Source organism: Erysipelothrix larvae, from assembly GCF_001545095.1.
In the GTDB taxonomy this organism is placed as follows: Bacteria; Bacillota_I; Bacilli_A; order Erysipelotrichales; family Erysipelotrichaceae; genus Erysipelothrix; species Erysipelothrix larvae.
The window spans coordinates 244419-270197 of record NZ_CP013213.1 but is presented as its reverse complement, the minus strand read 5'-3'; the positions used below and the strand labels follow the sequence as shown (position 1 = coordinate 270197).

The following is a 25779-nucleotide window of genomic DNA, read 5'->3' as shown; positions in this document are numbered from 1 at the left end:
GATAATTATAGTTAATATCGTCTTCCCCAATCAATCTTTGGTTTGATATAGAAATCATTCATGTCAAACGAAATTCATTTTTTCTAACGAATCCTATTCATCATTTGATCGTATTATATTCCAATCCATTTTGCTATAAATGTCTTTTTTCGCTGTTAGTTATTAATTTCATTAATCTCAAATCACATTATTGGCTACATTTATTTTCAACCCGTTTATTCTTCAATACATAAGTTATCTTCTTCTTTTACAAAAAAACCTCCCCCAACACTTTGGTATCAGTGTAATAGGAAGAGGTTAGATCAGAGATATTCAACAATGCTTTATGGCCAAAAAAAACGAAACGGAACGATTTCAAAACCATCGACTTGCATGAACACGATATAGATGGAAAGCATCAATATCATCACACCATAGTTAATCAATACCTTCACTTTATAATCTTTAAGAGAATAAATCACTTCAGGAACCAAAACAATAATGAAGATATAGTAATAGTCTACGATTCGCATCACGTTAGTTCCTACAGACGCAAACATCATCATCGAACATCCAAGAATTACATAATTATAGAGCCCAATTGTATGTTTACTATACTGTATTGCATATCGATAGCGTGTGAAGCAACCAATCAAAATAACTGTACTAAAGATTAATCGATTATACGCAGCACTTTCTACTACCTCATAACTACTGTAGAAACTCTGAGATACCCAGGTATATAAGGGTACTCGAAGTATAAAAAGCAATAAGTTTAGTCCAAGCAGTGCAATAACCGTTATTTTTTTAAGATGGATTGTGTGTATAAAGTATGCAAAAACGAAGATTAGAGCAGATCGATGAAATAACGATGCAAAGAATATAAGTAAAAGAAATGACACTAATTTCCGTTGTCGAATAAACGTATAACTTGTAAGTATAATCGCATATGCAATGGATTGTCGAAGTCCTGAGAAAACAAATGAATAGTACTCAAATGCAATATATAACAAAAAACTCATAGTTGGATATCGCGAATATCTGTAGATAAAGACCCCAACTGGAATAAGACAGATCAGTGCTATTATTGTCAGAAATATCTGATTATCAGGAAAGAGAACACTGATTAGTTTATTCAATATGATGTACCCATTTTCAAATCGATTTTCAAGAAGTACAGATAACGTCGTAGATCGTGCTGATTCAAAAAAATCTAAGTATACCTTAACATCAACCCCAATTAAGTCATCCCTAATCGCTAATATAAGTATTAATTGAAAGGTAATCAAGCCAATCATCACTTTTTTTATCTTTTTTCGTTTGGTATCACTCTGATGATTCAATGTAATCAGCCGAAAGATAAACGCATTGATTCCTATCAATATGAGATTAATTCCATATATAGTCATCAGAAGCAGTCATTTCCTCTCTATTATTCATGATTATTGTGAACATTGCGTTTCAGCCATGTTTCAAACTCCTTTACTTTGCCCTCAAGCGTATACCCGGCTGATTCCAAATCTTTTTTTCTTGATATTCTATGCTTAATGTTCGTCTTCATTATTCCATCCACCCAATGATCTACGGAATCAATTGGAAGAAACTCTATGAGTTCAGTGATTTCACTTTCTCTTGGAATTGTATTCGAAGCGAATATGGGAAGATCACTTGCTTGTGCTTCAACAAGCACGATTCCAAATCCCTCATGAATCGACGGAAGTAAGAATATATCAGAAGCACTCATATATTGACCAACATTGTGTGTCGTTCCCACAAAGTGAACACGTTTGTCAAGCTTCTTTTGCTTTACCAACGCTTCAATCGAAGGTCTTGTGGCACCATCTCCCACAAGCAATAATGCAAATCGATCATCCAACCTTTCTATGATATCGATTAAGAACGGGTGGTTTTTTTCACTAGAGAACCTTCCTACATGAAGTAGGATGATCTTATTACGAAGATTCAGATTACGTCTAAGTTCATCTCGCCAAGTTTTTCTAAAGATAAACTGATTTAAATCAATAACACTGCTCACTAAAAGGTTTTGTGATGTAGGTTTCCAATCAATCCCATGCAACCATGTTCCTGCATCACAAGATGCAGCAAAGTAATGACTCGCAAGATTATGATTTAGTTTTTTAAGGACCTCGTAAATCATCGTTTTTTGAATTGACTGCTGTCTATTAACACTATGAGAGTGATTAATCCTTATACCAACCTGCGCTTTTTTTGCAAGATAAAGTGGTACTACACTCGCAAGATTTAGATGACTATGCACGACATCATAATTTCCATAGTTAATAATATTCCGTATTTCCGTGAAGTTCTTGATCAGTGATTTCTTCTTTGGCGTCACATGATAAATCTTAGAACCCAATGCTTTTAATTCTTTTTCTAACATCCCAGTTGATGGCTCATGAACGATAAAATCGAAGCAAATCTGCTTTCGATTTAAGTATTTATAGTATGTATACAAAAGCGATTCAACACCACCACTTCCAAGATCTGATACGACATGAAGTACTTTAATCATAATTCTCTCCTAAAAAGAAGGCTTTAAAGAATGCCTCGTCTTTAGTCTTGAGAATTTCTGGATAAAAGTGTTTGCTGTGTATAAAATTCTCTGATGCCATATAAGTCAATGATGCCTTTTTAAGTGAACTTAAAATGCTTGAAATGTGATTCACATCTCCGACATTAAATGTGTTTTCACCCTCAATTAATTCCGGAATCCCTCCGACGTTCGAACCAAATACTGGGCACCCCTGATTCATTGCTTCTATAAGCGCTCGCGGCAGTCCTTCAGTTTGACTTGGTTGAATATAAAGATCAATTTTATTCAAAAATCTCACAATTTCTTTGCGATTCAAAACACCCAAAAAATGTAATTTATCAATGACACCTTCTTGTGTGGCAATTTTTTTGAGATAGGTATTATCCCCTTTCCCCACAAGATAGTATTCAAACTCATACCCTTGTCGCTTTAGTTGTCCTAATGCTTTGATCACATAGTGTTGTCCCTTGTATTTAATATCTATAGGTCCAATGGTCCCTAATATAAGATGTGAAAGGTTGCTTTCATTTATTTTCTTAATACGATTTGTCAGAACCGATTGATTCATATTATCTAAATTCACATCAGAATATCCTGCAGTCTTCCCAATCGAAGGATACCGTTCTTGGAGATATTTTTGTGTTACGTATCGCACATAATCAGCCTTTTTCACAACACAACGTGTAAAATATGAAAGGTATGGTGCAAGTATCTTACCGATTTTACCATGAAACCTAAATGCATCGTGAGCATCACCAACAACTTCTACCATCAGTGGTTTTTTATATTTTATGGCATAGTGTGCAGCAATGATACCGTAGATACTGGGTAATTGAACAATAATTGAATCACTCCCTTTGACAGATTGCTTGATGCGTCGAATTGCACTGCCAATTGTTTGTATTCTCCAAAAGTTTGGTAATGGTTCAAACGAAACATTCTTCACACGACTTGATTCATCCAAAGGCAAGCCACCGTTTTCTTCTGCTATTTTACAGCGAGCCATTATTTTCAAGGTCGAACACCACCGAAGATAACGATCAAATACATTATTTGATAATACCCCTGAAGAATAGATTTTCGATTCTTTCAATACAAACTCATGATCATGAACAAATAAACATCTCATATGAGACTCCCCCCTTAACTAAATATGCTGTGATTATGTGCGTCATTTTATAAAAACGCATGCTCTTTATACGATTAATTGTTGATCAAGAACCCATTACCTCACTGTAGAGCTTTGACATTTCTTCCATAACATTATTGAGCGAATAACATTGAATTTTTGATTTACTGTTTTTCATAAACTTTGACTGTACTTCCGATGACTTTTGAATACGCATGATTGCTTGAGCATACTCATGACTGTTGTTATTGCGAACAACAAATCCATTATGTCCATGATTCACAAGATCAACATTCCCTCTGCATCCTGACACAACAACGGGTAATCCTTCTGCCATTGCTTCCATCAATGCAACAGACAGTCCCTCACGGATTGAAGGAAGTACAAATACATCGGATGCTTTCACAATTTCAATGACATCATTTCGATACCCAAGGAGATGAATACGCTCAGAAACCCCCATTTCACTCGACAACTCAAGAAGTGTTGATTCTAAGGGCCCAGCACCACAAACTATATAGTGAAATTGCTTCGATTCTATGCGCGACATTGCTTCAATGATTATGCGATGATTCTTATTTGTGCTTAATTCTCCGACTGATAAGATGCAAAACGCATCGTGAGGAATGTTTAATGCCTTCCGTTTTTCATTTCGATCAATTGTAATACCATTTATAGCATCAAGATTAACCCCTACACCATTTGTAAAGCTGACCTTCTTTGCTTTAAAACGAAGTGCACGTAAATAATCCTCTTGGTTTATAGTGATTAAGAGGTCTGTATACCTGGAAAGCCATCTTTCGATTGAGTAAAAGAGAATCCAATTCAGCAACCGGGCCCCTTTATAAAAGTGGAAACCATGTGCAGTATAAATGAGTTTTGTTCCATGTTTTCGAGCACTGCGAGATGCGAGCCGAGTTACCGTTCCACCAACAGGGGTGTGGCAATGTATAATGTCAAAATGTGTTGTATCCACAAGTCTCTTTATCGCCTTATACGCTTGAAAATTCCCTGTCCTGAATGGATTGCGTTCAAACGGAAGTTCATGAAACACATCACAGTGTGGAATGATACAATCATCAGCGTTTTCATAATCGTTTTGGGCACAAACATGAACTTCATACCCATTGTTTTTAAACCATTCGAGGTACGGAAGATGAAATGCCGCAATATGCCGCTTCACAACCGTTGCTACAAACATTACTTTCTTCATATTTTTCTCTTTCTATTTAACATGATTTATGTTTTCTTCATTTCCTGATTTGAGATTTCTTGAATTGACTCTTCAAGATTACATACCCTATATTCACGTTTATACTCAGACATACTTTTGTCATAGACCAGATTTCCCGTCAATTTCTTTACCATTGGGAGTTTCATTGCTCTAAGTAAAACTGCAAATCCCTTTGACAAAATAATGGGTTTACCATAATAGCGGCCAATTAATTTAACTAGATTTCCCGTGTCGACATACTCATTATTTTGTGGATAAAACACTCCAGAACTCTGGTCATCAATAATTTGTTTGCTGATTTCAGACACATTATCAATGTAAATCATGCTTCTTTGGTTGTTAATATATGGAAAAATCGGGCACTTACATACAAAGTTCTTTAGTTTTGTAAAATTACCTTTACTGTTCAAACCATACACCATCGGAAGGCGCAATATTGCAACTTTGAATGATTCATCTGAGAGAGATTCAAGCAACTGCTCCGCATGCAGTTTTGAGAGTCCGTAATAAGTTTCTGGATTTGGAAATGTATCAAGGGTAATTATTTCTTGTTTTGTGCCATACACACTCATTGAGCTTAGAAAGATAAACTGATGAACCTTCTCTTTTTTTGCTTTAAGTGCAACTTGAAAACTCAAGTCACGATTTACCTTTTGATAGAGATCGCTGTTCGCCTTTGTTTCTTTGATATGTGCGATTCCTGCTGCATGATAAATAACATCGTACTTTGAGAAATCCATCGTTTTCCATGTGCCATTCCGTAATGAAATGCGTGTAATACTATAATTGTGTTTCGTTTTGTTTAACCATAATTCTAATTGCCTACCAATATAACTATTTGAACCTGTGATTAAAATATTTATCATACGATCCTCCATCTATTAATCCAGTTGCGTTAATTAATTCAATTACTTATGATTCTTTTTTCCTTCAACAACTCCATCACTACTAATTACTTTAAAAATTGTTCGTATAAAACACACCACGTCCATTTTAAGACCTATATTGGTAACATATTGCCCATCAAACCACGCTTTTTGGTCATTTGACAGTTCATCCCTTCCGCTAATTTGGGCAAGTCCTGTTAACCTAGGACAGACATCAAATGCACTCACATCATCACGCAATTGAGTGAGTTCAATTTGGTTTGGCAACTGCGGGCGTGGACCGATAATTGACATATCACCCTTAATTATGTTGATCAATTGTGGCAGTTCATCAAGACTGGTTTTTCTCAAGAATGCACCAACGCGTGTAATAAGCATGTGTGAATTTTGGAGTTGGTCTGTTGGTACATTATCTGGAGTATTCGTCGTCATCGTTCTAAACTTCAAAATGTAAAATTCTTTCTTGTGTTTTCCGAGTCTTTTTTGCTTAAACAAGATGGTTCCATCAGAATCCAGCTTGATTGCTGCTGCAACAAGCGCCATAATTGGGAATAAGATGATGAGTCCCAGTACCGAAATATTAATATCCATCAAACGCTTCAAAACTAAATAGTTCATACCTTTATACAAATTCCCTTCATGATTATCTTTCTTCAAATACATAGGTCCTTACAACGGATTGTAATGCGTGTTTTATCTCCCTTGGCTCACAGTACATCGTTGCATTTTTTAATATTTGAAGATATTTTTCGATGACTTCATCTTCCCAAACTTGTGGTTGTGCGATAAAAATCAAATCATTTGCAGTTCGTCTGAGCCCCTCTTCATCCATAAGAAGCTCTTCATATAATTTCTCCCCCGGTCTTAAACCAACAAATTTAATTTGGATGTCTTTGTTTAGTTCATATCCTGATAACTGAATCATTTTTTCTGCTAAATCTTTAATTTTCACAGGTTTCCCCATATCTAGAACAAAGATTTCTCCCCCTTTAGCAAGGGTTGATGCTTCTAGAACAAGGTTAACGGCTTCTGGAATTGTCATGAAGTATCGGACGATGTTTGGATCGGTAACCGTAACTGGACCCCCTTGTTCAATTTGCTTTTGAAAGAGCGGAATCACAGATCCATTTGAACCTAAGACATTCCCAAATCGAACTGCCACAAAGCGCGTCTTTGACTTCATGCACGTTTCACTATGTATCATCATTTCCACAAAACGCTTGGTGGCTCCCATTACATTTGTTGGGTTAACTGCTTTATCCGTTGATATATTCACAAAAGTTTTTACATTAAATTCTATGCTTACGTCAATGAGCATTTTTGTTCCAAAAATATTATTATTAATCGCTTCCCTTGGTGTCCGTTCCATGAGTGGAACATGTTTGTATGCTGCTGCATGGAACACTTGATTACATCCATGTCTTGCAAATATTTTTCTCAGTTTCTCTTTATCGTTGATTGATCCAACGATTGCGACGATTTCAATTCCTTCTTGAATATTTCCCTGTCTTTGGTCAAATAATAATTCTTGTTCAATGTGATATAATCCACTTTCATTGATGTCATAAAGGACAATACTTTTTGGGTTATACTTAACGATTTGCCGTACGAGTTCACTACCTATGGAGCCCCCCGCTCCAGTCACTAGAATCGATTGTTCAAATAAGCATTCCTTTATATGATCGGTATCAAGATGAACTACATCTCGATTAAGTAAATCGTGTATTTCAATCTTACGAATTGGTGAAGCTTGCGCATGTGGCTTATCAAGACTAAGTGAAGACATCAGGGACACATTTACGACACCAGTATCCAGCACTTTATTGATAACTTGTTTCCTTTGTTTTGGATTGGTCCTTTGGATCGCGATGATTACATGATCAACGCGATGTCTTTTCACAATGTCCCCCAACATGGATCCGTCTCCTAACACTGGTACTCCTTTAATTGTTAAACCTTTGAGTTGAGGGTCGTCGTCGATAAATCCAATGATTCGATATTGATATTTGTCATTGGTCTGCAACTCTTTTAGCGCTAATCTTCCTGCATTACCTGCCCCATAAATTACAATTCTCTCTTGAAACGAGCGAACAATGATTTTGCGCTTATAAATTGAGAGTATTCGATAATGAAAATGATTCAGTTCCATTATCAACGTGATGACAAAGAAACTTATGAGTATCGTGTTCATCGGTAAGCTTCTTATGATTGCTGTATATTCACGCAATAGAATTGTCGAGGCAGTAGCGATGATCGTTGCAATTACAATGTTAACGCCTACATTAACACTGACATCTCTTAACAATGTATGATATAACCGTAACATAGCGAATGCTACGAAATAGATGAGTAATAGATAGGGTGTAACACGAAGCATGTCATCAAGTGCAATTGAAAATGTAACTGAGCTATCTGTGTGTATCCAATAGGAAAGAATGTATCCAAACCATACAGTCAGTAAATCAATCCCCAATATGATCGTTGTTATAATTTTGTACTTCATTTTTTAGTTCCACCTTTAATAATAACTTCCAAATATTCTTTCACTTTATAAGGGTTTCATCATGGAATGCACATTTCAAAACTCTTATTTTTTTCACTGTATCAGTATTTTTCCCCTTCCATACTGACCAGATTAACGCTTAATGTGAACATGCTTTACGGGAGTCATAATCTTTAAATCAAAAAGATATAACCCGGGAAATCAACGTTCTTCCTTATAGTTTCAAAGTGCTTGTTTGGGCTATCACCCATCGCCTATCCATGCAGTGCAATTTTTTTCAACATGGTCTTTTGATATATATATCTCGATTTATTGATCTACCATAATGTGTGTTTTAGTCTCTATGATCATTTCTTTTTTAAGTCATCACGCTAGTCTTCACTTGAGTAGTAATTGTTAAACTTACGCTTACGCGCAAAGTTATCTTGTGTGAAATTATTAAAGACTACTCCTAAAATGTTCGTACCAGATGCTATATAATCTTTTGTTGTTCTTTTGATTAGATCTTTCTCAGCAAAGTTTTGGCGAACAACATACAGAAGTCCATCCACACTTTGGGACAATACCTTTGCATCTGTGACGATACCTGAAGGCGGAGAATCAATGATAATGTAATCGTATCGTTCTCTTAATTCACCAATAAGTCGCTTAGCACGTCCTTTCGATAACAGTTCAACCGCATTTGGAGGGATGGGTCCCGAAAACATAATTTCAATTTCCATTGCTGGATACTTGTAGATTGCTTCTTCTGCTGGAATCTTATTTGCAAGTACAGAAGATAGTCCATTGTTGATGTTGTTTGTGATTTTCAGATACTTTTGAATTACTGGTGCTCTTAAGTCCCCATCAATTAACAACACATAGTTTCCGGCCATTGCTAAAGAGCGTGCCAAGTTTATCGCAATTGTACTCTTTCCTTCATGTGCTACACTGCTTGTAACTAGAATCGTTTTTACTTCTCCGCCATAAGTTAAAAAACTTAAATTAGTACGCAACGATTTATATCCTTCTAAATATGCGAAGGGAGATTCATCATGAATTATATGAGTCCCTTCAAAAATATTCAGTTTATTTTTCTTAACTTTCTTCCTAAACATCAACGTAATCCTCGACTTACTTGTTCAAAATTTGGAATTATTCCAATAACTGGAATCCCCAGTTCTTTCTCCAGAGGTTCTGGTAACCGATAGGTTCTGTCTAAGATATGACCTAATAGAACAACCCCAATTGATATCATCACACCAAAAACAAACGCCATAATTGTAATCATTTTTACGTTTGGTGATACTGGATTAATCGGAAGCTGTGGAATAGATGCTACGCCAACCGAACCTGCTTCAACGAGTTCTACTATTATTTCAGGTGCAACTTCAACAATTTCTTGTATGTAAAGTAATGCATTGTTTGGATTCTCATCCCTTACTGCAACATTAATAACCTGTGTTTTATCAATTGCTGATACGGTCACTTTGGACGCTAATTCATTGGTTGTCATATCCAATGACAAGTTCTCGATGAGTCTTCCCATGACGATATTACTTTTGATTATTATGCTATAGACAGGTGCTAGATTTTGTGCTGATGTAATTTCATCGTAAGTAATTGCTTGATTTGATTCATCCCTTCGATTGTTCACAATCAAAATTGCACTGCTTTCGTAAATCGGGCGAATGAACACCGATGCAAACCCAAATGCACATCCCCCACATATAAGTCCAACGATCAAAATCAGTATCATCTTCTTTTTGATGGCTTCGTATAATTCCACAAAACTCAAATCATCTTCTTGATCTGTCAATAAATCTCTAGTTGGTTCCACACTTTCCTCCTACTCTCATTGTGACAATGAGAATCCTTCAATAATCTCGTATTGTTATGACTAACCACTCTCACAGGTTTCGTAATATTTCATAAGCAAAAAACGCGATTCTTAAGTGGCCAGGATTTGATAAAAATGCAGGACGCATTATATCAATCAACACCTTCCAGGTAGAATCACGTTTTATGAGTAGTATAAAGAACGCCGTATAAGTATCTCACAGCGTGTAAATGATAAAGAATCACTCTTTATGAGTTCTATGGCACTACCCCAATGAAAATTCCCCCATTGCCACATAAACATATTTGATTACATGAAAATTCTAGCAGATAAAAAAATTTTTGTATCGTTTTAAAATAATTATTTAACATTAGTATGGTCATAGATTTCTTATATATTTGAGTACTCAAAAAAATACCATACATATTGTTATAATGTTTTAGTTAACTTTCATTACCCATTCCCACTTCACCAAAATTATCGCCATTTTCAAGCGTTATGTTATAAATATTTAATGCGTGTATTAGGCCTAATTTCCAGTAGTATGACACCTCAAAAGAAAAGACTCAATAAGGTTTGATCATTGAGTCCATGGATAGATAGGCTTTAAAATTGATTGATAAAATGGAATGCTTTATCGCTTTCCAACTAATAATACCATCGAAAGAATACCCATAAGGATTAGGAGCATTCCACTAATTGAAACAAACATATATAAATGGCTTCCCTGATGGGTCTTATTATCTCTGATGTACATTTTGATATCATGACTGTGTTTCAAAACGAAGTATAAACCAATGAAAAACAGAGTCAGTTCAAAGTAAAAACTGATGCTTTGCCTTTGTTCTACACGATATCTGGATATGAGGTATGTAAAAGCATAACTCAGTATTGCATTGTTAATAAAGTGATAAATCATTGCCCACCCTACTGAATATTCTATCGCCACATATCCCAGTACAATTCCAATAAAAAAAGCATTGACAGATTGTGGGATATTTCCATGAATCAAAGAAAACATGATTGATGATGCGACGATTGCAAATACTTTCCCAAATCGAATAATTGGATTGATGAACACATCCCGAAACAATAATTCTTCACCCAGTGGCGCAATGATTATCCCTCCCAGCATTAATGGAATGCTAAATAAAACCTCATCAAAAATAATGAGGTCCACATAGATAGAATATCCAAAGGTATTGCATAGATACTCGATTACCGTAAGTACAACAGTCGTAATTAAATGAAGTCCACCCATCACTGTGAGTATTTTCAAAAACGAAACAACATTCATTGTTTGGGGACGCTCATTCCACCACTGATACCTCTGAGTGTGCTTCACAATAAAGACGTATCCAATTCCAACAAGCATTCCACCAATACTAAGCCATACATCAAGTTCGAGTTCACTGAGTTCGCCACTGATCCAATTATGATTTTCATTAACTAAATACTGAGACACGATTAATTTAATCGCAACAAAAACGCCTAAAGCAATCAACTGATACCAAATTAAGATACGATTTTGCTTTCTTAAAATTTTTGCCTTCTCAAAAAGACTCATCCGTGTTACATCATCTTCATCAACATGAACTCTGCGCATATTCCCCCATAATTGTTTTACCAATAACTAAAAATAAAAATCATCTCTCCTATTTCTTCACATACCATGATATATGCCTGCGTTTCAGGATTTGTACTTGGATACTTTGTTTCTATTAAGTATCCGTCATAGGAACCACAAGCTTTCGCTTTTTGAGTGAAATCTATTGAATCAAACGTTCCCTGCATCGATTGCAAACTTCCAGATGCAACTTGATTATACTGTGTTTTTTGAACAGTCCATGATTCAAGTTCAACTGCATCCAACATTTGAACATACGCATCATCATATTCATAAATGATATAATCACTTGCTTCACCAAACTAACGATCTTCTTGATACACATCCTCACGAATCGAACTCTTCGGTGCGCTTAATCCAAAATCCTTAAAATCTTTTACAGCACTATTGGTCTGACCACAGCCAACTAACAACACAAGAAAACTCATAAATACCTTGAATGTTTTACGATCCATACAATGTTTACACTCCTAATATAATAATTTTATCAACAATCGTTAACTTAAACAATCCTTCATTCCCTTTACCTATAAGAACACAAAATACCCCATAATTTACCGACAATTATCATCGATGGGTTTTTGAAACAATTATAAGTCACACAAAGCATAACAATTGTTGTTGGGTATCAATGGTGCTACTATAATGTTAAAGGAGGGCTCGACCATGCCAGACAATTCAACAGGCGACAAAATCAAAGGTAAAGTTAAAGAAACCGTTGGTGACTTAACTGGAGATACTAAAACCAAAGCTGAAGGAATCTTTGATCAAGCAGTAGGTAAAGTTAAGGAAGTTGCCCATGATGTAAAAGAAAAAGCAGAAGACGTAGCACACGACGTCTTTGACAAAGCTGAAGATGTTGTTGATGATATAAAAGATAAATTCAACAAATAATCTGCTTAATATACAGGGATCATACACACTATGACCCCTGTTTTTTTTATTCAACAACCAGTATCACTATCCCCATATCAAAATCATTAAATACAACGCTCACTGGACTAAGTCCAAGATAGAACAAATCCGGGTCCATATTTTTTGTGTAGACATGATCCTCTCTCGCTTTTTGATACGCGTCAATCGTGCCATTGAATACCCGAAGGCTATCAATATCTAGATTCAGTATCCGATTTAAAATTCTATAATTATCTTGTGAAACAACAATTGATTGTGTCTTTGAATCTAACTGCCCTTCAATAGGACCAAAGCTCACACTCGATCCAGCGGTTTGAGTAAACCCTACGATGGTTACATTGTTTTTTTGATGATCAGATTCAATATTTTGTATCCTTTGCCATCCCACAAAGAGTCCAATCGTAATGATTGCAATACACACACTTTTAATAAATGAATGCTTCAAAACAAGTGATTGCTCATCTGATTCATATACTTTCTTAATTGAATGATAGGTCAAGAGTTGGTAAATCGTAAAGAGAACTGCCATCAAGAAAAGCAAATCTGCGTTTGTGAACACGTTAATGTGTAGCCACGATTCCAGAATAACCCAAATAATAATTGTCGCCATTAAGAGGATCGAGGCCGTTGATCTTCGAACACTTGCATCAATCTGATATGCACGCTCATCTTCATCAAGCACATCAATATGCTCTTTCAAAAACAACTTCAAAGGAAGCCCTGATTTTCGCTTTTCAATAATCAAACTCGAAACCAAGAAAACAACAAACCCAACCAGCATTACTAAAAAGAAGACAAAATCCTTAGATGTAACTCTACCTAATGTCACATCTTTAATAAATGCACGATAGACTTGGTGCGAAAAAAAGAGACCCCACACCACAATGACAAGATACACCACTCGATTCCTAAACCGTTTCATTTTTCATCCTCCATCATAAATATGTCATTTATATTCGCATCCAATGCGATACTAATCTTAAAAGCAAGTTCTAAAGTGGGATTATAGGACCCCTTTTCAAGGGAGATTATGGTCTGCCTTGAAACTTGCACCATCGAAGCGAGATCAATTTGAGTGTACCCTTTAATTTCTCGAATTTCTTTAATTCTATTTGTAATCACCACACCACCTCCTATGTAAAGTAAACTTAACATAGAATCGATGTGATGTCAAGTATACTTTACACTATTGTTTGAATATTTAGATAATGATATAATTTTCTTATTAGTCACATGCATACACGCATCTATAAGGAGGACTCATGAAGTACCGTATTGTTGGAGAACCATTACCAGTTGCAATTTGTGAATTGGAAAAGGGCGAAAAAATGTTTAGTGAAGTCGGTGGACGTACATGGGTAAAAGGCCCCATTAATACTGAGACTAAAGGCGGTGGGCTTGGAAAAATGATGGGTAGGATGGTATCTGGTGAAAGTTTATTCCTCAGTTATTATGAAGCCCAAGGTCCAGTAGAAATAGCATTTGCATCCTCTTTTCCAGGAAGTATTCGTGCTTATGAACTCCAAGCGGGTCAATCCCTAATTTGTCAGAAAAGAGCATTTCTTGGCGCAACAGAATCCGTAAAGCTTGAGATTCATATGCAAAAGAAACTCGGAGCAGGTCTTGTTGGGGGTGAAGGATTTATCCTTCAGAAGATCACTGGTCCTGGAATTGCTTTTGTAGAAATTGATGGTCACGCTGTTGACTATGAACTACAATCAGGGGAAGAACTTGTTTGTGATACAGGAATCATGGCCGTTATGGATTCAACTTGTTCCCTTGAGGTTGTCAGCGTTAAGGGACTCAAGAACAAATTACTTGGCGGTGAAGGATTCTTTGATACCGTAATAAAAGGACCTGGAACTGTGACATTACAATCAATCACAATTACAGGTCTTGCAGGCGTACTTGCTCCATTTGTTGCGAAATAAGGTTGATACATCGTATCACCTTTTTTTTCGCAGATTTTCTTACTTCTCACTTATTTCCGAAGTAATAACTCAGTTGTAATTATTCAAAGAATTCTGTATTTGTTATACCTTTTTGAAACTGTGCTTAACATCTATGGAACGTAGTTTTGCTACCCTAATTATGAGGAATAATTTGATCTAAAAGCGTGCCCTAATTTCCATAGATACATTTCACTCTTGAAAATATCGTCCGTCCTTTTCATATAATTCTGCAAATATTTTCACAAGTTAGTTCATTTTCATCACATTTTCATGATTTGTTACAAATCCTTGAACTGCATTTCGTAAATAATCCCTTGAAATCAATAAACCCCAGTGCTATACTGTATCGCAATATACAAAAAAAGGGAGAAGTGTATATGACTATATTTGGAGCATTATTAGTGTGCTTTGGAATTTTCGCAATCGGAGACTTTTTAGGCATTGCGACCAAGGCAAAAGTATCATCTGTATTTGTAGCGTTAATTATCTTTTTGGTAGGATTTATGAGTGGCATTATACCAAAAGATATTATCGCAATTTCTGGATTAGATGTAGTATCTACATGGGCTGCAGGATTCTTAGTATTCCACATGGGTACCATGATTAACATCAAACAACTTATCCAAGAATGGCGAACCGTTTTACTGACTGTTTTATCCATGGTTGTAGCGGGTGTAGCACTTTTGGTCTTGATCCCAGTTATTGGATCAAACAATGTGATCGCATCAATTCCAATTATTAATGGAGGACTCATCGCGACGAAAATGATGTCTGATGCTGCGATGGCGGTGGATGCACCGACAGTTGCTGCATTTGCCGCAATCCTCTATGCTGTTCAAAAATTTGTTGGAACCCCAATTGCGTCCTTTTTTGGACTCAAAGAGGCACGACTCATCATCGAACGATACCGTGCTGGAAAACCAACAAGTCCGCTTGTAAAAGAAGGCAAAGCAGTAGAAAAGGAAACAACTGTACCATTTTATGAAAAATATGATAAGTATTTTACAGACTTTGTCTGCCTTGGTTTGAGTGCCTTATTTGTATTTATCGCAAACATCAGCGCAAAAGGATTATTACAAGTTGGCATAAACATCCACTATACGATTCTTTGTCTACTCTTTGGTGCTGTTATTGGTTATACAGGATTAGTACCACCAAAAATACTTGAAAAAGGGAAAACATCTGGATTCTTATCAATTGTGGTATTTGCATCCATCATTCCTTCACTCGCGTCAATTTCATTCAGCGATTTCGCCGAATTAGGACTTAACTTACTCTTAGTCTTTGTTGTCACAATCGCAGCATTACTCTTAGTATTCTATGTGTTACCGACTGGAAAAATCGTGGGTTCAAAAAACATTGCTGTTGGGATTGCTGTTGGACAACTCCTTGGATTCCCATCAACCTACTTAATTGCAAACGAAATTGCTAAGGCAGTGAGTGATGACAAGGATGAACAAGCTGCAGTGCTTGAAGTAATTGCACCAACCTATGTAATTGCAGGTTTTGCTTCAGTTACAACTTTCTCAGTTGTAATTGCTGGAATTCTTGCACCACTGATTAAATAACAAAAGGAGGTATTTAGTTTATGTTAAAATTTAACCCATACGTTCACTACTATACATCACAGCGAAACCTCGTTTATGGTGCCAATGGAATGGTAGGAAGCTCAAACCCCTATGCTGCACAAGCGGGACTTGAGATCTTAAAAAAAGGGGGGAACGCCATTGATGCCGCAATCGCAACAGCCGCAACCCTTACCGTGTGTGAACCTTCAGGAAATGGTATTGGTGGTGACGCATTCGCAATCATCAGTTATCAAGGAAAACTATATGGCCTAAATGGTTCTGGTTTTGCACCTGAACTCATTAACGCAGATGAATTACGTAAAAAAGGTGATACGATTGATCTCTTTGGTGTGACACCCGTTACTGTACCTGGTATTCCAAAATCATGGGCAGCATTATCCAAAAAATTTGGAAAATTGCCTCTGATTGATGTGCTTGAACCGGCGATTTTTCTTGCAGAAAACGGCTATGCTGTAGCCCCAACTGTAGGCAGGCTATTCAAACGATACGCGAAAACTTACGGTGACCAACTCAAAAATCACCCAGAGCTGAAGACATGGTTTGATACTTTTAAAATCCATGAGGGTATCCCTCAAGTTGGGGATAAGATTGTCCTCAAAGATCACGCAAAAACTTTGCGACTTATCGGTGAAACGAATTCCGATGCATTCTATAAAGGTGAAATTGCGGATGCAATTGATGCCTTTATGAAGGATTACAATGGGTATTTACGTAAAAGTGATTTAGAAAAATTTGACGTTGAATTTGTTCAACCCTTATCCACAAATTACCGAGGTTACGATGTGTGGCAACTACCACCAAATACCCAAGGTCCCGTTGTTTTAGAAGCACTTAACATCTTAGAAAACTTCGAACTAAGTAATGGGAAAGATGTCGACTCATACCACAAGATTATCGAATCCATCAAGCTTGCATTTAGTGATGGACTCCAATACATTGGAGATCCAAAATTCACTCATGTAAATCTCGACATGCTCTTGTCAAAAGAATACGCAAAGAAAAGAGCAGCTGTAATTGATTTAAATGAAGCATGCATGCCAACATTTGATGAAGCACCTGGTGGTGGAACCGTTTATCTTGCAACTGCAGATAACGAAGGAAACATGGTATCATACATACAAAGTTGTTACACTGGATTTGGTTCAGGGTGCTTTGTACCAGGTTATGGCGTCGCACTTCATAACCGTGGTGCGCAATTTAACCTAAAGAAAGGTCATGCTAATGAACTCGCACCATTTAAACGACCTTACCATACCATTATCCCAGGATTCTTAAGTCAAGATGATGTCCATCTAGGACCTTTTGGAATTATGGGAGGACCCCTTCAACCTCAAGCACACGTACAGGCAGTTACAAACCTCATTGATTTCCACCTTAATCCACAAGATGCATTGGATGCACCGCGTTGGCAATGGCTCAAGGATAAAACAATTGAAGTTGAACCCGACTTCCCAAAGAGCATCGCTTTAGGACTCTTAAACCTGGGACACAATGTCATTTATGCGAATGAATCTTTGATGTATGGACGTGGACAAATCATCATCAAACAAAAGAATGGCGTTTATGTTGGAGGCACAGAATCCCGTGCCGATGGAACACTGGCCGCTTATTAGTAATCCAATTGAAAAGCTCCGTACAAGGAGCTTTTTTATTCCATTCATCTAAAACCTACTTTATGATCCTAAGCGAACCACCACAAGCTCAGGTCGATTATTGATGCGTAAAGGAATGATACTATTTCCCAATCCTCGACTCACAACCATCCGTGTTTTGTCCCTTTCATAAACCCCTTCTGAATAATCAGGGAACAACCCTTGATTAGGGGCGACAAGTCCGCCCAAAAACGGCAACCGTACTTGACCACCATGTGCATGTCCCGTAAGTACTAGATCAACACCGGATGATGTATAGACATCAAAAAACTCTGGTCTATGTGATAGCACAATCGAATAGTCATGTTTCGTTTCAATAAGCTGTTCCAGTTTCTTAGATAAGAAACCTTCCCGTTCAATTACATCAAGTCCTCCTGTAAAATCTGGATCACTTAATCCAATAAGCTGAATAGAAACATCATTCACCTCGATGATCGTATCGGTATCTTCTAAGATAAATACGCCTGCTTCAAGTAATTGTTGTTTTAGGTCCGCATATTGATGCGTCCATGCTTCATGATTCCCTGTTATAAAGTATATTGGAGCAAAATCAGTGAGTCCCCGAATCAGTGTCATCGCAGCCTCAACATCAGTATGACTTGAATCAATTAAATCACCTGTGATTGCGATAATATCTGGCGACTCCTTCTTAATGCGATCAATGAGTTTGTGTTGTTGTGACCCAAATGATGCATTATGAACGTCTGAAACCTGTACAATCGTAAAACCCTGCAACCCTTGTGATGCTTCATTAACTGCCACTGTAATCGTGGTCGTTTGAATCGCATGGTTTCCCCAATACAACCACATACAGATGCCAACAACACCAATAAATACGCATAGTTTTCTTTTTTTCTTCGACATAAGCACCTCTTTTTGTGATAATCATACCATACAAAGCAATCATATATAATGCCTACTAGCATGATTTATTATTGGTGATTGTAACATGAAGTCTCGTTTAAAGAAGGTGTATGAAGAATAAACCCATGCACGTTTTAAAAAAACTTCTGAGAAAACCACCATGACTATGATCTTGCGCAAATACTCCCTCACATCTTATTTGATTTTGTCAAAGTTGGTCTTGCATATTGTCTAATCGCACTTAATCTAAATGGGAAGATTCATTATCAAAGGGTATGATACTAAGATTTTGCATGATTATCTAAAGACCCCAGATAATCTTTCCATGATGTTTTTATACTATCCACCTATTCGCTGCATATGCTGTAATAGTAACCACGGTAAAAGCTAAGGAGAATGCAATAATCATGCAACTAATTTACTTAAATAAAACGTAAATTTATGAGTGCTTTTTTGCAACACTCCCTTACTATTCCCTTTCCTTTTTCTTTAATATTTCTGAAAAGTAAAAATCCGACTCACTTGACCACACATCTTTTACTAGGTGCGTGTATTCGTAGAACTCTAAAGTAATATCATGGTAGACAAGTTGCAGTTTCCCTAAATGAACTAGATCTTTAAATCTATATGCTTTATCTGACACATGATAAGCGTCTACAGAACCGTCTATATTAAAATAAACAAGCTGAAAATCAGGATCATTCTCTAAAACATCTCCCCTGATATAAGGGTGTTGCCACACTTCATAATTTTCGTGTTTTTCAATTCTTCTAGAATAGATAGCTGTCAAATCAGATTCTTCTATTACAGTTCCGTCTTCATATATCATAAAATCCCCCTTGTACTTAATAGGTTGTGTCAAAACTGATTAGTAAATCAACCAGTAAAACAGCTCACGACCCCTTTATTCACTACTGTTTTATATCATTTTTTGTCTTTCCCCCCCTTAGTTTGGGTGGACTTACAAACATTTAATGCCCTCATATTCAAAAAGAGGTAGCAATTCTCTACAATTGTAAGCAACTAACCACAATAGGAGAACTACTATCATGGTTAAGATTATATCACTTCAGCTTTCAATTTTAAACTTCATTTCTAAATCAATTTTCAAACATTGTTTTTTCTTATTCGTTTCCTACCTAAAGATAAAAACCCATCTCCAGTATCCGATCCTTACCGATACTTTCGAGTTGATCAACCACCTGATATCCATAAACAACATACTCCCATAACTTTTGAACAAGCGAAGGCTGAATGCTTTGAACGAAAAGGTAAGGACCAGACGCAAAGGTTCAGCGATTCCTAAGAAGACTTCTTGTCCACGATGTGGTGCTCCCCATGACTATACTCACGATAACAATGGTAAGTCAACTCAGTTTCAGTGTAAGGCGTATAATTAGATCAATGAGGAATACTCCTTGGATGATTTTAGTGCCAACGTTTCAAAAGTCTTTTTTGATGCATAGATTTCAATTGGGATACTTGCAAAAGCATGAACCTCTTGGTGATACAAAGGTGGTCTGCTTACTGAATTCATTTATTTCTTTGAAATACATCCTTGATTTGATGCACTCTATCGAGGTTTAACCACTACTCATGCATAAATGCCTTAATATCATTAATTAATGTTGTGTAAGGCGCTCCATTGTATTTACGAAATTGCTCATAATTGGAATGTGAATCAGTATTTCCATTTTCATCAATTTCAAAGAGGACAAACAAATCATATTCAATCCGCCATCCTTCCTCTTCGTTCGCAAGGGGAAGCACATAAACGCCACCCTCCCGTGTTGCATACCATGAATGCTGGGACATTTCCGTATACGCACTAAACCCTATTTCGCGTACAGTCAGTGTTCCTTCGACACTCCCTACAACTGTTTCAAGCACTTCTACCGATACATCCGTAATAACATTAATAAGCTCATCACTTAATCTTGATTCTCCAATATCGACTACTTTCGCAATCACAATTGCATCTATGTCATGTTTAAACCAATCATCAAGCCCCTCGATTTGATAATCCAACATCAGTGAAACCGATCCATCTTTTTGCCAAGCATCCGGTACAATAAATGAATCTTCGATGGGCAATCCAACAATACCTTGTACTTCGTCTCCTTTTGGTAACATACTTTGAATAATAGCTAAACCAACAACAAGTACCATCACAAGCACAAACCCAAAACCCACTTGCTGTTTCTTTTTAGCAACTTGTACACGTTGTTTCGTTTTTTCCACAAGTGCATCACTGGTTTCAAATGAAGATTTCAAAAACTCAATTTCTCTTTTATTCATCTCTCAATTCCTCCAATTTTTTTTAATTTTCCCTGCCACATTTCATCTGTATCCATACTGTACCTTCTTTTACATTTAAGATTGAGTCAATTTCTTTCGTCAAATATGCTTCAAAATAGTATAGTTACAGCTCCGCTCGATACTTATCATCAAGCTTCAACAACCCATCCAAAACAAATTGATAGGCATCATGCGTAGAACACTTAACATCATATTCCTCAGTCAGCTCACTAACATTCCGCGGTTTACTTTCAAATCAGTTTTGGCGTCTAATCAATGTTGTCTTGATTAGCCAGCCTTTACAATGACCTTCACTCACAAAAATTCGCGGTCTCTTACAATACGACATGAATACTACTTGAAATATATCATCCGCATCATATCGATTTCCAACACGTATCAGTGCTATTCAATAGACCGTGCTTTTATACCGCTCAATGAGTTTATAAGCCCTGGTATTTTGTGTCTTCAACCGATTTTCCATCAAACCCTCATTTTCTACACCATCCGCATTTAAGCTATTATCTGTGAACTTACATCAATGTTAATCATCATTCTTTCGATGCATCAAATATCAACGGTTGATTGGTTCACTAATAAATGGTCGAAACAACTTAAAATGTCACAGACTCACATGTATTTAATCAAAATTTGCAACAGTTTTTTCATCACGATCCAAACAAATGCCCTTCCCAAAATAAAAAGAACCCAATATCTGAACGATAGGTTCTCTAATAAGAATAAAAGGCCAGCCCTAAATTTCATCAATAATTAAAAAAGCACGCCGAGCACAATTCTACAAAATTATCATTCTTTTCACGTCCTATCTGTTTTAATTTATAAACCTGAAATGCCTAGATTGCGATAAGAACAAGATATAAACCAATTATATTAACTGCTTCAAATTTTCTACTAGTACTATCAAAATCCCATTTTGTAGTCGGAAGAGTTTATACACCTCAAACCCAAAGAGTTTCAATCGTTTCACAATTATGCCATGCCCTTATCACGCATTAAATTAAATATCAACGAAAATATACGCTGTGTATTTCGAAGCACCATAATACATCATTGTGATTTTTAAATTGCGTACAGCTTTGCACTATGACTATTTAAAATTATAATAGCATAAACAATATGCGTAATATGGATCACTGATTCTATTCTGATCCCCTCCCCATAGAACCACCCCTGTTATTTGGTGGGGATAAAGGGGATCGAATTGTATTGTATAACCCAATCCTACATTCGTATTATTCCTTGTATTTATCGCAAGTAATGGAGGTTTCATTTTTGAAAGCCTATTACAGTCAATAAGTTCTGCTGTTCTTGAAATAACCAAAACTGAAATTAAGACCAATGATAACTTGAGTATTATTCTTTTTTTCATTCGATGCCCCCCTTTAGGTATAATTATGATAAGGAGTTTGGTAACATACAAGATTAACTTAGCTATACCTGTCAACATTAGTATGTAGTATGTGCAATTGATCTGCGCCTCCATTCTCATCATAATAATCCTAAAACTTACATGATTTTCCTGCGATATAGACACATGAGCGTGGCGAAGAACACGGACAAATGTTGAATGAGCGATTGTCGGATTACTAAATACATCTTCCCATTTTGAGAAATTCATGTTTGTGGTGAAGATTGTTGACTCTGACGCGTGATACTTATCGACCAGTTGGAATAACATCTATAAATTCGCTGCATTGAAGAGCAAGTAACCAATCTTGTCGATGAATAGACATTTGTATTTCACGAAACGTTTGATTCTGCTTCAAATCTGTTTTCCAGCTTTGCTTTCTTCAATTGAGTGATAAGTGCGTGACATTTAATGTAGTATGCGATTCCTGCTTTTTGGCAAATAAAATACCATTCGACGCTGCTAAGTGCGTTTTCCCTGCACCACTAGAACCCATGAATGCAATGTTCCGATTCTCGTGGATAAAGCGATGCGTTATGAAATCAATAATTTGATCTTTATTAATATTTTCTTGAAAGTCAAAGTCATCCAATCCCTTAAAGTGTGGGAATCCTCCAACTATCACCGTCGCCTTTATTATATTGGCTTCACGATACCACTCCTCATAGTCTGTCATTTTTATTAAGCCTTGGACATCTGTATACCTGAAGTTGTTTACAAAATCAATTGTTTCTTCTGTATGATTCTGAATCCCTATAAATTTAAGATATTCAAAGTTGCTAAGCAAATGTCCATACTCAGTATTCGTCATAGCTTGCTCCTATTCTATTAATATTATCTTCGGAAATATCTTTGCCCCTAACATCATCGAAGAGTAATTCTTTTCTTTTCACTTCATGGTTCTAAATGAAAAGTGGCGTGTGAACTTGGGTTTGAAACTGAATGATTTCAGATAACGTGTTACATATAGTATAGTAAACGATTCAAACGTAGGGTATAACTAATCACTACGAACAAGACGTCCCTAACAGGGCGTTTTCTCTTGTGCATATATCATATCAATCTGTAGGTGTTAATCACAAACGGAAACTTATTGCAGCTTACTATAGCACAGCAAATCAAGTTCCTGTATTCGTTTGTTAAGGAGCGATGTCTTCCCTTTCTCAATTACAAAAAAGGATCTTTAGATCCAGAGTTGAAATGGTACACATACCTCATTGACATCGTAACAATAGCATATTTATGTGACTTTGATTCCCCTAACTCAGCAACAAATAATCTATTAATTCTTTCTCGATTTTCATCTCATAAGAAAGTGCACCAAAGAGCGGAACTAAATACGGATTTGTTGTTGTCAAGTGTCCGTCTTTCCTAACAAAATTATCAAAAGAGACAAATGTCTCACTGATGGCATCAGAAATCGGAACTTTACTATTATTATGTAAATCTAAAACATATTGTTGGCTTAACTGAAAGTACAATTCTATATAATCAGTTTTATCATATTTTCTACCAATTGAACCTATTAATGTTAACAATTGACGATTTCTTAATTGTCTCGTAATACCTTTTATCGAATACAAGTCATTTAGTGATGGACTAACAATTTTCGAATAGATCGTTTTCACGTCATCTGAACCCAGTGCTTCACCACTAGTTGCTTCGCAGAGATAGAGAAACATATAATTTTCAAAGACACTTAACAATATCTCAATGTGGCTTGTCTCTTGGGTTTCAATATATCGCTCAAGATAATGACGATAATTCTTTACACCTAAACTTGGCGACAGATTTCCTGTCAAGAAGTATTCTTCTAGCGTTAGTGATGTACCAACCTGCTTTGGACCTACTAGCCTGTAATCATAAAGAGCATATCCCTGCATAATCGTGAGTATGACATTTCCAATGAACAATGGAATAACAAAGAAACCAAAATTCGGATAAAGAAACAAAGCGATGATAGTCATAGAAAATATTGATGATACTTCATTAATGCGTATTCCTGTTTTAAACCGCTTCTGCATTTTCTCCTCTTTAAACCCCTCTGGTATTTCTCTTAATAGATTGAGTAAAAACACATCTCTTTGCGTCTCTTTACTATTTAAAAGTCTTAACGGTCTAAACTTTATATTCCCGTCAAATATGAACGGATATATTACATAATATTGGATAGTTTTGAACCAACAAAAATAAACAAACACTTTGAATAAAGATCTCAACAAGAGAAAAACATATTCAATAAGACCGAATAATGCAAATGTTGAAAAAAGAAACAATAAAAACTTCGACAAATGAACTGCGCTACCATCTACAGGTAGCATTTTGCCTAAAAGAAACTGATAGACACTTATATAGAATGGTACCAAAAATACTACACTAATTATTAAAAATGTTGTTTGCTTTTTACAAAATGTTTTCATATTCACCCCCAAATTAAATACCGATCTTTTCATCCCTTTTTCTTTCGTAATCAAGAATGCACCCACTTTCGCACTTGACCATTGTTTGCATTGATTCTTTGTAAAATTGGTGCATCTCACTTATGAGCAAAGTGTCTGCAACTTAACATAAGCTTGCTTCTTACCCGTATTATCACACAAAATTTAATTATGTTCCACTAACGGACCCTCAATAAAACAATCTAGTTGTACCTAATGCATAAATTGTCGCAGTCACGCCAACCGATACCTCCAAAGCTAGTTTCCTGTTAACCTGAACAGAAACTTTGATACCTGGAGCTCCATATAATAATACTGACGTTTAATATGCCCAGTTCCTATTTTTTTCTTCTCTCAATTGCTTCAGCTGTATTTCTATTGCCATCATTTACTATTTCAGTTAAGTTGCGTGCGTTTCTTCTTGTCACAGCGGAGTTTTCACGTATTTCTTATTCCTCATGGATATTGAAGAAATCGGCTTTTTCTTTTCTTTCGATTTTTCTGCCCAAATTGGTTCTCGGGCATAGGTATACTTTTCCCTTCGTGTTAATTTAAAAATCAAAGGGATCCAATCAATCGTTGTTTACAGCGATCTTCTTTTTTCATATTTCCCTAAGCGTTCAGGGGTTACGCGATCAATTTCAATAGAGTCTTTTCAAGATTTGCTCCAAACCAATTGGGTTCCTGCTATTTCACTAAATCGCTTACGATTATCTTTAGGTTGTGAACCAAGATATATTACGTTGGTTGAATTTTTCCTCGATGATATATGTGCAACTTCGTTTTCTTACTTATCAATAAGTTGTTCAAAAGATTGTATACAAGCTTTATTACGTACACCATGTGCTCGTACTGCTCCTTATATATTTTGAATATCTTTAATTTCAGGCAATTGAACAAATTCATCCCC

24 protein-coding genes are annotated in these 25779 nt (G+C 36.2%); 4 read left to right on the top strand and 20 right to left on the bottom strand.

Features of this window, described 5'->3' with window-relative positions; genetic code table 11:
* Nucleotides 1-323: 323 nt before the first annotated feature.
* The 12 genes from AOC36_RS01320 to AOC36_RS12130 all read right to left on the bottom strand — a co-directional run bounded on the left by AOC36_RS01320 (nucleotide 324) and on the right by AOC36_RS12130 (nucleotide 12187).
* Complete coding sequence (locus tag AOC36_RS01320) at nucleotides 324-1388, bottom strand: EpsG family protein (protein ID WP_067630317.1); 1065 nt, start codon at nucleotides 1386-1388, stop codon at nucleotides 324-326.
* 23 nt (nucleotides 1389-1411) lie between these two features.
* Nucleotides 1412-2512, bottom strand: a complete 1101-nt coding sequence (locus AOC36_RS01315; protein WP_067630313.1) for a glycosyltransferase — start codon at nucleotides 2510-2512, stop codon at nucleotides 1412-1414.
* Entirely contained in the window at nucleotides 2505-3662 is a 1158-nt protein-coding gene (locus tag AOC36_RS01310; protein WP_067630309.1) for a glycosyltransferase, read from the bottom strand. Before AOC36_RS01310 ends, AOC36_RS01315 begins: the two co-directional genes overlap by 8 nt.
* Nucleotides 3663-3747: 85 nt before the next feature.
* A complete protein-coding gene (locus tag AOC36_RS01305) occupies nucleotides 3748-4875 on the bottom strand; it encodes a glycosyltransferase family 4 protein (RefSeq protein WP_067630305.1) in 1128 nt (375 codons plus the stop codon).
* 26 nt (nucleotides 4876-4901) lie between these two features.
* Nucleotides 4902-5762, bottom strand: a complete 861-nt coding sequence (locus AOC36_RS01300) for an NAD-dependent epimerase/dehydratase family protein (RefSeq protein WP_067630301.1) — start codon at nucleotides 5760-5762, stop codon at nucleotides 4902-4904.
* A gap of 42 nt (nucleotides 5763-5804) precedes the next feature.
* Nucleotides 5805-6401, bottom strand: a complete 597-nt coding sequence (locus AOC36_RS01295) for a sugar transferase (protein ID WP_067634532.1) — start codon at nucleotides 6399-6401, stop codon at nucleotides 5805-5807.
* 25 nt (nucleotides 6402-6426) lie between these two features.
* Complete coding sequence (locus AOC36_RS01290) at nucleotides 6427-8286, bottom strand: polysaccharide biosynthesis protein (protein WP_067630298.1); 1860 nt, start codon at nucleotides 8284-8286, stop codon at nucleotides 6427-6429.
* 371 nt (nucleotides 8287-8657) lie between these two features.
* Nucleotides 8658-9383: a CpsD/CapB family tyrosine-protein kinase gene (locus tag AOC36_RS01285; RefSeq protein WP_067630295.1), complete on the bottom strand. Its 726-nt coding sequence runs from the start codon at nucleotides 9381-9383 to the stop codon at nucleotides 8658-8660.
* On the bottom strand, nucleotides 9383-10105 hold the full coding sequence (locus AOC36_RS01280; protein WP_067630292.1) for a YveK family protein: 723 nt from the start codon (nucleotides 10103-10105) through the stop codon (nucleotides 9383-9385). Before AOC36_RS01280 ends, AOC36_RS01285 begins: the two co-directional genes overlap by 1 nt.
* Nucleotides 10106-10739: 634 nt before the next feature.
* On the bottom strand, nucleotides 10740-11711 hold the full coding sequence (locus AOC36_RS01275; protein ID WP_067630289.1) for a CPBP family intramembrane glutamic endopeptidase: 972 nt from the start codon (nucleotides 11709-11711) through the stop codon (nucleotides 10740-10742).
* Between the two features lie 17 nt (nucleotides 11712-11728).
* Nucleotides 11729-11980 carry a hypothetical protein gene (locus tag AOC36_RS01270; protein ID WP_067630286.1) on the bottom strand — a complete coding sequence of 84 codons (252 nt, stop codon included), beginning with the start codon at nucleotides 11978-11980 and terminating at the stop codon, nucleotides 11729-11731.
* Between the two features lie 54 nt (nucleotides 11981-12034).
* On the bottom strand, nucleotides 12035-12187 hold the full coding sequence (locus AOC36_RS12130; protein WP_157777118.1) for a hypothetical protein: 153 nt from the start codon (nucleotides 12185-12187) through the stop codon (nucleotides 12035-12037).
* 211 nt (nucleotides 12188-12398) lie between these two features.
* On the opposite strand from AOC36_RS12130, the gene AOC36_RS01265 reads away from it, so the two are divergent.
* Nucleotides 12399-12626, top strand: a complete 228-nt coding sequence (locus tag AOC36_RS01265) for a CsbD family protein (protein ID WP_067630284.1) — start codon at nucleotides 12399-12401, stop codon at nucleotides 12624-12626.
* A gap of 46 nt (nucleotides 12627-12672) precedes the next feature.
* Here the strand turns inward: AOC36_RS01265 and AOC36_RS01260 are convergent, their stop codons facing one another.
* Nucleotides 12673-13569, bottom strand: coding sequence for a hypothetical protein (locus tag AOC36_RS01260; RefSeq protein ID WP_067630281.1), 897 nt, complete (start codon nucleotides 13567-13569; stop codon nucleotides 12673-12675).
* Nucleotides 13566-13769, bottom strand: coding sequence for a helix-turn-helix transcriptional regulator (locus tag AOC36_RS01255; RefSeq protein ID WP_067630278.1), 204 nt, complete (start codon nucleotides 13767-13769; stop codon nucleotides 13566-13568). Before AOC36_RS01255 ends, AOC36_RS01260 begins: the two co-directional genes overlap by 4 nt.
* A gap of 140 nt (nucleotides 13770-13909) precedes the next feature.
* On the opposite strand from AOC36_RS01255, the gene AOC36_RS01250 reads away from it, so the two are divergent.
* From AOC36_RS01250 to AOC36_RS01240, 3 genes are all read left to right on the top strand, one after another.
* Nucleotides 13910-14578, top strand: a complete 669-nt coding sequence (locus tag AOC36_RS01250) for an AIM24 family protein (RefSeq protein ID WP_067630276.1) — start codon at nucleotides 13910-13912, stop codon at nucleotides 14576-14578.
* Between the two features lie 398 nt (nucleotides 14579-14976).
* Nucleotides 14977-16167 carry a hypothetical protein gene (locus tag AOC36_RS01245; RefSeq protein ID WP_067630274.1) on the top strand — a complete coding sequence of 397 codons (1191 nt, stop codon included), beginning with the start codon at nucleotides 14977-14979 and terminating at the stop codon, nucleotides 16165-16167.
* A 20-nt stretch (nucleotides 16168-16187) separates the two neighbouring features.
* Nucleotides 16188-17801, top strand: a complete 1614-nt coding sequence (locus AOC36_RS01240; protein WP_067630272.1) for a gamma-glutamyltransferase family protein — start codon at nucleotides 16188-16190, stop codon at nucleotides 17799-17801.
* Between the two features lie 60 nt (nucleotides 17802-17861).
* Here AOC36_RS01240 and AOC36_RS01235 read toward each other — a convergent pair whose 3' ends face one another.
* The 6 genes from AOC36_RS01235 to AOC36_RS01210 form a co-directional block, all read right to left on the bottom strand.
* Complete coding sequence (locus AOC36_RS01235) at nucleotides 17862-18704, bottom strand: metallophosphoesterase (protein ID WP_078055029.1); 843 nt, start codon at nucleotides 18702-18704, stop codon at nucleotides 17862-17864.
* A gap of 469 nt (nucleotides 18705-19173) precedes the next feature.
* On the bottom strand, nucleotides 19174-19533 hold the full coding sequence (locus AOC36_RS01230; protein ID WP_067630269.1) for a hypothetical protein: 360 nt from the start codon (nucleotides 19531-19533) through the stop codon (nucleotides 19174-19176).
* Between the two features lie 761 nt (nucleotides 19534-20294).
* Nucleotides 20295-21002: a hypothetical protein gene (locus AOC36_RS01225; protein WP_067630267.1), complete on the bottom strand. Its 708-nt coding sequence runs from the start codon at nucleotides 21000-21002 to the stop codon at nucleotides 20295-20297.
* Between the two features lie 1108 nt (nucleotides 21003-22110).
* Nucleotides 22111-22392, bottom strand: a complete 282-nt coding sequence (locus AOC36_RS01220) for a hypothetical protein (RefSeq protein WP_157777117.1) — start codon at nucleotides 22390-22392, stop codon at nucleotides 22111-22113.
* A 421-nt stretch (nucleotides 22393-22813) separates the two neighbouring features.
* Nucleotides 22814-23242, bottom strand: coding sequence for an ATP-binding protein (locus AOC36_RS12420; protein WP_232505379.1), 429 nt, complete (start codon nucleotides 23240-23242; stop codon nucleotides 22814-22816).
* A 448-nt stretch (nucleotides 23243-23690) separates the two neighbouring features.
* Nucleotides 23691-24851 (bottom strand): hypothetical protein, encoded by a 1161-nt coding sequence (locus AOC36_RS01210; RefSeq protein WP_067630261.1) that lies wholly within the window; start codon nucleotides 24849-24851, stop codon nucleotides 23691-23693.
* Between the last annotated feature and the right edge of the window lie 928 nt (nucleotides 24852-25779).